8 protein-coding genes and 1 pseudogene are annotated in these 8695 nt (G+C 63.9%); 7 read left to right on the top strand and 2 right to left on the bottom strand.

The genetic code is table 11. From position 1 onward, the window contains the following. The first annotated feature begins 195 nt into the window (after positions 1-195). The 4 genes from IC66_RS0132835 to IC66_RS0132820 all read left to right on the top strand — a co-directional run bounded on the left by IC66_RS0132835 (position 196) and on the right by IC66_RS0132820 (position 3331). Positions 196-1425: a CaiB/BaiF CoA transferase family protein gene (locus IC66_RS0132835; RefSeq protein WP_028141053.1), complete on the top strand. Its 1230-nt coding sequence runs from the start codon at positions 196-198 to the stop codon at positions 1423-1425. Positions 1426-1640: 215 nt separating this feature from the next. After that, positions 1641-2519, top strand: coding sequence for a 3-keto-5-aminohexanoate cleavage protein (locus tag IC66_RS0132830; RefSeq protein ID WP_038950482.1), 879 nt, complete (start codon positions 1641-1643; stop codon positions 2517-2519). 104 nt (positions 2520-2623) lie between these two features. Further along, a complete protein-coding gene (locus IC66_RS0132825) occupies positions 2624-2839 on the top strand; it encodes a hypothetical protein (RefSeq protein WP_028141051.1) in 216 nt (71 codons plus the stop codon). A gap of 99 nt (positions 2840-2938) precedes the next feature. Then, complete coding sequence (locus tag IC66_RS0132820; protein WP_028141050.1) at positions 2939-3331, top strand: RidA family protein; 393 nt, start codon at positions 2939-2941, stop codon at positions 3329-3331. Between the two features lie 3 nt (positions 3332-3334). Here IC66_RS0132820 and IC66_RS0132815 read toward each other — a convergent pair whose 3' ends face one another. After that, a complete protein-coding gene (locus IC66_RS0132815) occupies positions 3335-3997 on the bottom strand; it encodes a TetR/AcrR family transcriptional regulator (protein ID WP_028141049.1) in 663 nt (220 codons plus the stop codon). Positions 3998-4315: 318 nt separating this feature from the next. Here IC66_RS0132815 and IC66_RS0132810 point away from each other — a divergent pair, with 318 nt between their 5' ends. Together IC66_RS0132810 and IC66_RS0132805 are read left to right on the top strand one after the other, a co-directional pair. Next, a complete protein-coding gene (locus IC66_RS0132810; RefSeq protein WP_038950481.1) occupies positions 4316-5551 on the top strand; it encodes an acyl-CoA dehydrogenase family protein in 1236 nt (411 codons plus the stop codon). 240 nt (positions 5552-5791) lie between these two features. Next, on the top strand, positions 5792-6850 hold the full coding sequence (locus IC66_RS0132805; RefSeq protein ID WP_038950480.1) for a phosphotransferase family protein: 1059 nt from the start codon (positions 5792-5794) through the stop codon (positions 6848-6850). Positions 6851-7054: 204 nt separating this feature from the next. Here IC66_RS0132805 and argE read toward each other — a convergent pair whose 3' ends face one another. After that, positions 7055-8233 (bottom strand): acetylornithine deacetylase, encoded by a 1179-nt coding sequence (gene argE, locus IC66_RS0132800; RefSeq protein ID WP_038950478.1) that lies wholly within the window; start codon positions 8231-8233, stop codon positions 7055-7057. Positions 8234-8446: 213 nt separating this feature from the next. Here argE and IC66_RS43850 point away from each other — a divergent pair. Then, a pseudogene (locus tag IC66_RS43850) lies at positions 8447-8695 on the top strand (hypothetical protein); the annotation flags it as partial.

Below are 8695 nucleotides of genomic sequence, written 5' to 3'. Positions count from 1 at the left end.
CGCCAGCCGTGACCTGAGCCGATCAGGCAATATTCGCGGCGTGGAAAGCTGCGGACAGGAATTCGCTTGCTGCCGGAGCCGGGGATAGCCGTATGCCGCCAGTGCAGTGCTCAAGGCGCCAAAATAGTGTATCCGCTGGGGGGCGTGGCCGCTCAGAGCCGCCGCGCCAAGATCCAGTCCCCGGAGGAAATCGACATGTCGGCCTTGCCGCTCTCAGGCATCAAGATCCTTGACCTCACGCGCGTGCTTGCCGGACCCTTGTCGGCCCAGATGCTGGGCGATTTGGGCGCGGAGGTGATCAAGATCGAGCGGCCGGGCACCGGCGACGACGCGCGCGCGTTCGGGCCGCCTTACCTGACCGATCCGGAAGGAAAGGCCAACAACAACAATTCCTTCTATCTCTGCGCCAACCGCAACAAGAAGTCGGTCACCGTCAACATCGCCAAGCCCGAAGGGCAGGCGATCATCCGCGAGCTCGCCAAGGACGTCGACGTCTTCATGGAGAATTACAAGGTCGGCGATCTCAAGCGCTACGGCCTCGACTACGAGACCATCAAGGCGATCAACCCCGGCATCATCTATTGTTCGGTGACAGGCTTCGGTCAGACTGGACCGTATGCGCCGCGCGCCGGCTATGACGCCATCCTGCAGGCGATGGGCGGCCTGATGAGCGTCACCGGTCATATCGACGGCGAGCCCGGCGAGGGCCCGATGAAGGTCGGCCCGTCGATCGTCGACTACATGACCGGCATGAACACCTCGATCGGGATTCTCTCGGCGCTCTATCATCGCGACGTCAACGGCGGCGAGGGGCAGCATATCGACGTCTGCCTGTTCGACACCGTCATCGCCTCGCTGTCGCACTGGCTGCAGATCTACCTCGTCAACGGCAAGACGCCGCCGCGCCGCGGCACCTGGGGCAATGGCGGCATGCCGGCCGGCGTGTTCCGCTGCACCGACGGCGAGCTGATGCTGGTGGTCGGCAATGACGGCCAGTTCCAGCGCACCTGCGCCGTGCTCGGCGCGCCGGAGCTGGCGACCGATCCGCGCTTCATCAAGAACAACGACCGCGTCGTGCACGGCAAGGAGATCATGGCGATCTTCGCCGGCCTGTTCCTGAAGCAGCCGGTGGCCTACTGGCTGGACAAGTTGGAAGAGGCTGGCGTGCCCTCGGGCCCGATCAACAATTTCGAGCAGGTGTTTTCCGATCCGCACGTCCAGTCGCGCGGCATGCGGGTGAAGACCGAGCACAAGTTCGAGCCCGAGCTCTCGCTGATCCGCAACGCGCTGACCCTGTCGGGCACCCCCATCACCGAATATCGCGCGCCGCCGCTGTTAGGGGAGCACACGCAGGAGGTGCTCGGCGGCAAGCTCGGCTATGACGCCGGCAAGATCGAGACGCTGAAGCAGCAGGGGATCATCTAGGCTTGTCTTCGCCTCTCCCCGCGTGCGGGGAGAGGCCGGATTCGAGCGGAGCTCGAATCCGGGTGAGGGGGACTCTCCACGAGTCCAACTCGCACCGTCCTTGCGGAGAGTCCCCCTCACCCCAACCCTCTCCCCGCAAGCGGGGCGAGGGGGCGCAGCTACTCTGCGACAACGCGTTCAGCTAGACTCGTTGAGTTGCGAAGCGGAGGAATTCCATGACATCAGGCAAAACTATCATCACCTGCGCCATCACGGGCAACCTCACAAAACCCGAGCAGTCGCCGTATTTACCCATCACCCCCGAGCAGATCGCGACCTCGGCGCTGGAAGCCGCCGAGGCCGGTGCCGCCATCGTCCACATCCATGTGCGTGATCCCGCGACGGGGCGGCCCTCGATGGAGATCGATCTCTACCGCGACGTGATGGCGCGCATCCGCGCCCGCAACACCTCGCTCGTCATCAACCTGACGACCGGCCCCGGCGGCCGCTTCGTGCCCTCGGTCGAAGACCCCCGCGTCGCCGGCCCCGGCACCACGCTGCTTGTCCCTGAGAAGCGCGTCGAGCATATCGAGCTGCTCAAGCCCGACATCTGCACGCTCGACCTCAACACCATGAATTCCGGCGGCGAGGTCGTGATCAACACGCCGCGCAATGTCCGCATCATGGCCGAGCGGATGAAGGCGGCCGGCGTGCTGCCGGAGATCGAGCTGTTCGACAGCGGCGACTGCCATCTGGCGCGCGACCTGTTCGCAGACGGCACGCTGAAGGGACCCGGCCTGTTCTCGCTCGTGCTCGGGGTGAAATACGGCTTCTCGGCGACGCCGGAGACGATGTTCTACGCCCGCAGCCTGCTGCCGCCGGGCGCGGTCTGGTCCGGCTTCGGCATCGGCCGCGCCGAATTCCCGATGGTGGCGCAGGCCTATCTGCTCGGCGGCCATGTTCGGGTCGGCATGGAGGACAATCTCTATATGTCCAAGGGCGTGCTGGCGAAGACCAATGCCGAGCTGGTCGCCCATGCCGCGGGTATCTTGAAAAGCCTGGGGGCGAGCGTTGCGAGCGCGGAGGACGCGCGCGCGATGCTGGGGCTTGCCTGAGGCTTGCCCGCCATCCCCAGATAATCCCGGTCCGTAGTCGCACAGGCTTCCGCTTTGCGCCCGACTCTGATTCGATCTCTCCAGTAATGTCGGGAGGGAAATGGATGTCCTACACGATCGGGTTCCAGGCCAAGGACCAGAAGGCAATTCTGGCGACCGAGGCGGCCACCGCCAATCAGGCCGTCGCCATCATTGCCGCACTGCGGCAGAGTGCCGAGGAGATCAAGTTCATCCGCTCGCCGCAGGAAGGCGAGATGGGCATCGAGATGCTGCTGCTGCTCGCCAAGGAAGAGGCCGAGGAGATGCCGCAGCGGGCCTGAACCCGCGGCCCCAACCACACTTCGATTAGAAGCGAAGCATGCCGGCTGCAGGATAATGTAGTCAGCCGTCAGTCCCGCTCGAACCGAAGGTGGCCGGCCATGAAACGCGAAGCGCTCCGCGTCGAACCGATCTCGACCTTTCTTGACCGCCGCAACGCACCGGTCTCGCCGGTGACGCGCGCCGGCAACATGATTTTCGTTGCCGGCCTGCCGCCGTTCGACCCGGAGACGGGCGAGATCGCGCAAATGCCGATCGAGCGGCAGAGCGAGATCGTCATGGAGCAGATGAAGCTGTGCCTCCAGACGGCCGGCGCCTCGCTCGACAACGTCATGAAGTGCAACGTCTACTGCACCTCGACGAAACATTTCGCCGCGTTCAACGCCATCTATGCGCGCTATTTCCCGATCGATCCGCCGGCGCGGATCTTCGTCTGCACGCCGGAATGGTTCGGTCCCTTCGACGTCGAGATCGACTGCATCGCGATGGCGTGATGGCTACCGCGCCGCCACCCTCGACGGCGCCTTTGCCTCGCTCCGTCCCGCCGTCAGCGCCATCGTCGCCACGCTGACCACGCGCGCGATCACGTCCTCGACGTCGTCGAGGTCGCATTTGCCTTCCGACAGTTTCGTCAGCCGCTCGCTTTCGCGGATGGTGTGGTGCGCCATCGCGAGCGCGAAGTTGAGGCCCCAGTAGATATCGACGTCGCTGCGGTCGGGCAGGGCGCGGCGCATGGCGCCGGCGAATTTGCGCAAATGGTCGATCTCGCGGTTCTTGATGCGGCGGATCGGCGGCACGGATTCGATCGAGGCGCGGATCATGAAGCGCGCCGCGGTGGAGCGCTGGTTCTCAGGGCCGAGGCAGCCGCGCAAGGTCGGCCCGACCAGCGCATGCAAGATCACCTCGATCGGCGCGCGGCCGCCGCCTTCTTCCTCTGCCGCCTTCAATTCGCGCAGGCGCTCGCGGTTGGTGGCGATCGAGCGGGTGACGAACAATTCCGCGATCAACTCGTCCTTCGAGCCGAAATGATAGTTCACCGCGGCGAGGTTGACGCCCGCCTCCGCGACGATGTCGCGCAGCGTCACGTCGCCAAAGCCGCGATCGGCATAGAGCCGTTCGGCGGCGGCGAGAATGGCAGATCTCGTATGATCGCTGGCCATGACCTTCATCCCGTCATTCCGGGGCTCGCGAAGCGAGAACCCGGAATCTCGCCCCACATTTCGAGATTCCGGGTTCAGCCCTGCGGGCCGCCCCGGAATGACGTCGTGAGCGAGGGAGTTGCAATTCAAACAGTTGTATGAAACTATCGTTTGAAGGCCGGAGATGTCAATCGCAATCGGGACTCGTTCGCAACTCGCGAAGCCGGTTCCGAAGCGCCCGCAAGCCGCGCGCTTGCGGGCCGCGCAGCGGGAGGACGGTCCGGCGCAAAACAGGCTCGCGAAGCAAACAGGTTCGCAAAGAGAGACGAGGAGCGTCCCATGGATTTCGATCTGTCGCCCAAGCAGAAGGAATGGCTCGACCGCGTGCGGTCTTTCATGGCCAAGCACGTGCGCCCGGCGGTGCCGATTTATGATCAGCAGGATCACGCCGGCGAGCGCTGGAAGGTGATCCCCATCCTCGAGGACCTCAAGAAGAAGGCGAAGGCCGAAGGCCTCTGGAACATGTTCATGCCGCCGAGCGAGCATGAGGACGACGAATTCCGCGGCGCGGGATTGACCAATCTCGAATACGCGCTGCTGTCGGAGGAGATGGGCCGCATCAGCTGGGCCTCGGAAGTGTTCAACTGTTCCGCGCCCGACACCGGCAACATGGAAGTGTTCATCCGCTACGGCTCGAAGGAGCAGAAGCGCAAATGGCTGCGTCCGCTGATGGACGGCGAGATCCGCTCCGCCTTCCTGATGACGGAACCTGCGGTGGCCTCGTCGGACGCCACCAACATCGAGACCCGCATCGAGCGCGACGGTGACCACTACGTCATCAATGGCCGCAAATGGTGGTCGTCCGGCGTCGGCGATCCCCGCTGCAAGATCGCGATCCTGATGGGCAAGACCGATTTCAAGGCGGCCAAGCATCAGCAGCAGTCGCAGATCCTGGTTCCGCTCGATACCCCCGGCATCAAGGTCGAGAAGATGCTGCCGGTGTTCGGCTTCGACGACGCCCCGCACGGCCACGCCCAGGTGCTGCTCGACAACGTCCGGGTGCCGAAGGAGAACATCCTGCTCGGCGAAGGCCGCGGCTTCGAGATCGCGCAGGGCCGGCTCGGTCCGGGCCGTATCCATCACTGCATGCGCACCATCGGCAAGGCCGAGGAGGCGCTGGAGAAGATGGTGAAGCGCCTGTCCTCGCGCAGCGCCTTCGGCAAGAAGATCGTCGAGCACTCTGTGTGGGAGCAGCGCATCGGCGATGCCCGCACCAATATCGAGATGACGCGCCTGCTCTGCCTCAAGGCTGCCGACATGATGGACAAGGTCGGCAACAAGACCGCGCAGGCCGAGATCGCCATGATCAAGGTCGCAGCGCCCAACATGGCGCTGAAGATCATCGACGAGGCGATTCAGGCTTTCGGCGGCGCCGGTGTCTCGGACGAGGCGGGCCTCGCCAAGGACTACGCCCACATCCGCACGCTCCGTCTCGCCGACGGTCCGGACGAGGTGCACAATCGCGCCATTGCCAGACTTGAGGTTCGGAAGTATGCAAATTCTCCCAATCATTGAGAGCGTTTTCCAGCGAAGTGGACACCGGTTCGCGCTAAGAAAACGCGTCAAAACAAGAAACTAGGGATACCGTTCCGATTTTTCGGAACGGAATCTCTGGAGGGAGAGCCGGGAGGCGCTCCCGATCTGAAGAAACGACAGGGCATGATGCGGTGACCGCTTGACGCAAGTGCGTCAGCGGTTACCGATTAGGATCATGCTCCGACCTGAAATGGTCAGGACTGAAGAGGGAGCGTCATCGTGGCTGACGGCGTCAGGAAAGACGAAGAGTTCTCGGGCACCAAGCCGGTCGAGGAGCGTCATCGCTTCGACGAACTGCGCCTGGAAGCCTGGATGCGCGACAACGTCGAAGGCTATGAGGGACCGCTGGTCGTGCTCCAGTTCAAGGGCGGCCAGTCCAATCCGACCTACCGGCTGAACACGCCGAAGCGTTCCTACGTGATGCGCCGAAAACCGTTCGGCAAATTGCTGCCCTCGGCGCATGCGGTCGATCGCGAATATCGCGTGATCGCAGCGCTCGGCAAGCAGGGTTTCCCGGTCGCGCACGCCTATGCGCTGTGCCAGGACGACAGCGTCATCGGTGCGGCCTTCTACATCATGTCGATGGAGGAGGGCCGGGTGTTCTGGGATCCGACGCTGCCGAGCCAGGATGGCGACGCGCGGCGCAAGATCTTCACCAGCAAGATCGAGACGCTGGCGAAGCTCCATATGTACGATCCTGTTGCGATCGGGCTCGGCGAGTTCGGCAAGCCCGGCAATTATTTCGCGCGGCAGATCGACCGCTGGACCAAGCAGTACCGGGCGTCCGAGACGCAGCACATTCCCGAGTTCGAGAAGGTCGCCGAATGGCTGCCCAAGACCGTGCCGGAGCAGGCGCGCGTCTCGATCGTCCACGGCGACTATCGTCTCGACAACATGATTTTCCACGCGACGGAACCGCGCGTGCAGGCCGTGCTGGACTGGGAGCTGTCGACGCTCGGCGATCCCATGGCCGACTTCACCTACCTGTTGATGCAGTGGATCATGCCGGGCCTGCAGGGCGCGGACCTCAAGGCGCTCAACATCCCGAGCGTGGAAGAAGCCGCGCAGATCTATTGCAACGTCACCAAGATGACGGTGCCTGATCTCAACTGGTACTTCGCCTACAATTTGTTCCGCCTCGCCGGCATCACCCAAGGCATCGCCGGCCGCGTCCGCGACGGCACCGCCGCCAACGCCAAGGCGCTGGAGTCCGCCAAGCGCACCGTACCGCTGTCGCAGGCCTCATGGGAGTACGCGCAAAAGGCGGGCGCGGTGTAGAAATGACGAAGGCGCGGCCGATGTGGCCGCGCCTTTTTTCTTTGGGCCGCGTCGGTGTTTCCACACAGCCGCTGCCATTCCCCGCGAAGGCGGCAAATCCAGTCTTCGTAGGGTGGGCAAAAGCGCGTAGCGCTGTGCCCACCATCTTTCAGCGTTCGCGGGCAGAGTGGTGGGCACGCTTCCGCTTTGCCCACCCTACGGCACCTACGATGCCGCCTTCGCACAATGCGCGATCAGTCTCTCCACAAACACCGCGCATTTCTCCAGCTCGGCCATCTCCACGAATTCGTCCGGCGTGTGCGCCTGTGCGATCGAGCCGGGGCCGATCACCACCGAGGGGATGTCGGCCATGCTGGCAAACAAACTCGCTTCGGTGCCGAACGCGACCTTGGCGTGGTCGTTGCGCCCGGCAAGACTCTTGGCGAGCGTGACGATCGCGGCATCGGCGGCGGTGTCGAGGGCGGGGTAGTCCAAAATCTCCTCGAAATCGATGCCGCACTCCGGATGCTGCTTCTTCATCGCCGGTTCGAGTTCGGCCCTGGCCCAGGCGACGATCGCATCCGTCACCTCCCTGGACTCGGTGATGCCGATGCCGCGGCATTCGAAGTCCACCGTGCAGGTGTCGGGCACGATGTTCAGCGCGGCGCCGCCGTGCACGATGCTGGTGAGCAGCGTCGAGTGCGGAACGTCGTAGAGGCTGTCGCTCGCTCGCACGGCTGCGAGCGCCACGGCGCGGCGGCGGATCTCGACGATTAGCTCGGCGGCATATTCGATCGCGTTGACGCCGTCGGGCGCGATCGAGGAGTGGCGTGCAAGCCCGCGAAACGTCGCGCGCACGCCGTGCTTGCCCTTGTGGCCGATGATGACTTTCATCTCGGTCGGCTCTCCGATGAAGGCGCCGAGCGGTATGATCCGTTTCTTCGCGACCTCGCCGAGCATCGGCCGCACGCCGACGCAGCCGATCTCCTCGTCATAGGAGATCGCGAGATGAATCGGCGTTGCGAGCCTTGCTTCCAGCATCTCCGGCACCATGGCCAGGCACACCGCGACAAAGCCCTTCATGTCGGTGGTGCCGCGGCCGTAGAGCTTGCCGTCGCGCTCGAGCAGCCTAAACGGATCGTGGCTCCAGTCCTGCCCCACGACGGGCACGACGTCGGTATGGCCTGACAGCACGAAACCGGGGCGATCTTCAGGGCCGATCGTGACCCAAAGCGAGGCCTTCTGCCCTGTTACGTCGACGATGCGCTCGCCCTTGACGCCGAACGCGGCGAGGTAGCTCTCGATATGGGCAATCAGGGGCAGGTTGGTGCGGTCGCTGACGGTGTCGAAGCCGACGAGGTCGGCGAGGAGTTTGCGAATACGGTCGGGTCTTGGGCTTGGCATTGTCTCGTTCTGTCAGGGAGTATGGAGGCTGAAGTGCTTGCAGGAACCATACCAACGTGAGGCCTCGTCGGGCAAATCAACATCGCAACCGTCATTCCGGGGTGATGCGCAGCATCGAGCCCGGAATCCATCGGTCCGCATCACGCGCCGCGAAATGGATTCCGGGTTCGCGCCTTCGTCGCGCCCCGGAATGACGAGGGGAGCCACAATCCCTTGCGTTGCCTGACGGGCAAAACACCCAAGGTATCGGTCAACGCATGGCGGCGAAAATATTCCACTTTACCGAAATTCGGAAACGGCGTATGTGTCGCCGCAACCCGGCCCAAGGAAGAGGGGCGTATCGCGATCGTCACGAACGCGGGCCGGGCGGCGGTGGACGCAGGTGACATCGGCGCGAAGGGTTTTGCAGGGCGGGTAACCGTGAGCGAAGACCTCGCGCACACGACCGGTGTGATCGGCGTA

Source organism: Bradyrhizobium genomosp. III (assembly GCF_000261705.1).
GTDB lineage: Bacteria > Pseudomonadota > Alphaproteobacteria > Rhizobiales > Xanthobacteraceae > Bradyrhizobium > Bradyrhizobium ottawaense.
This window is presented reverse-complemented; position numbering and strand designations above follow the sequence as displayed.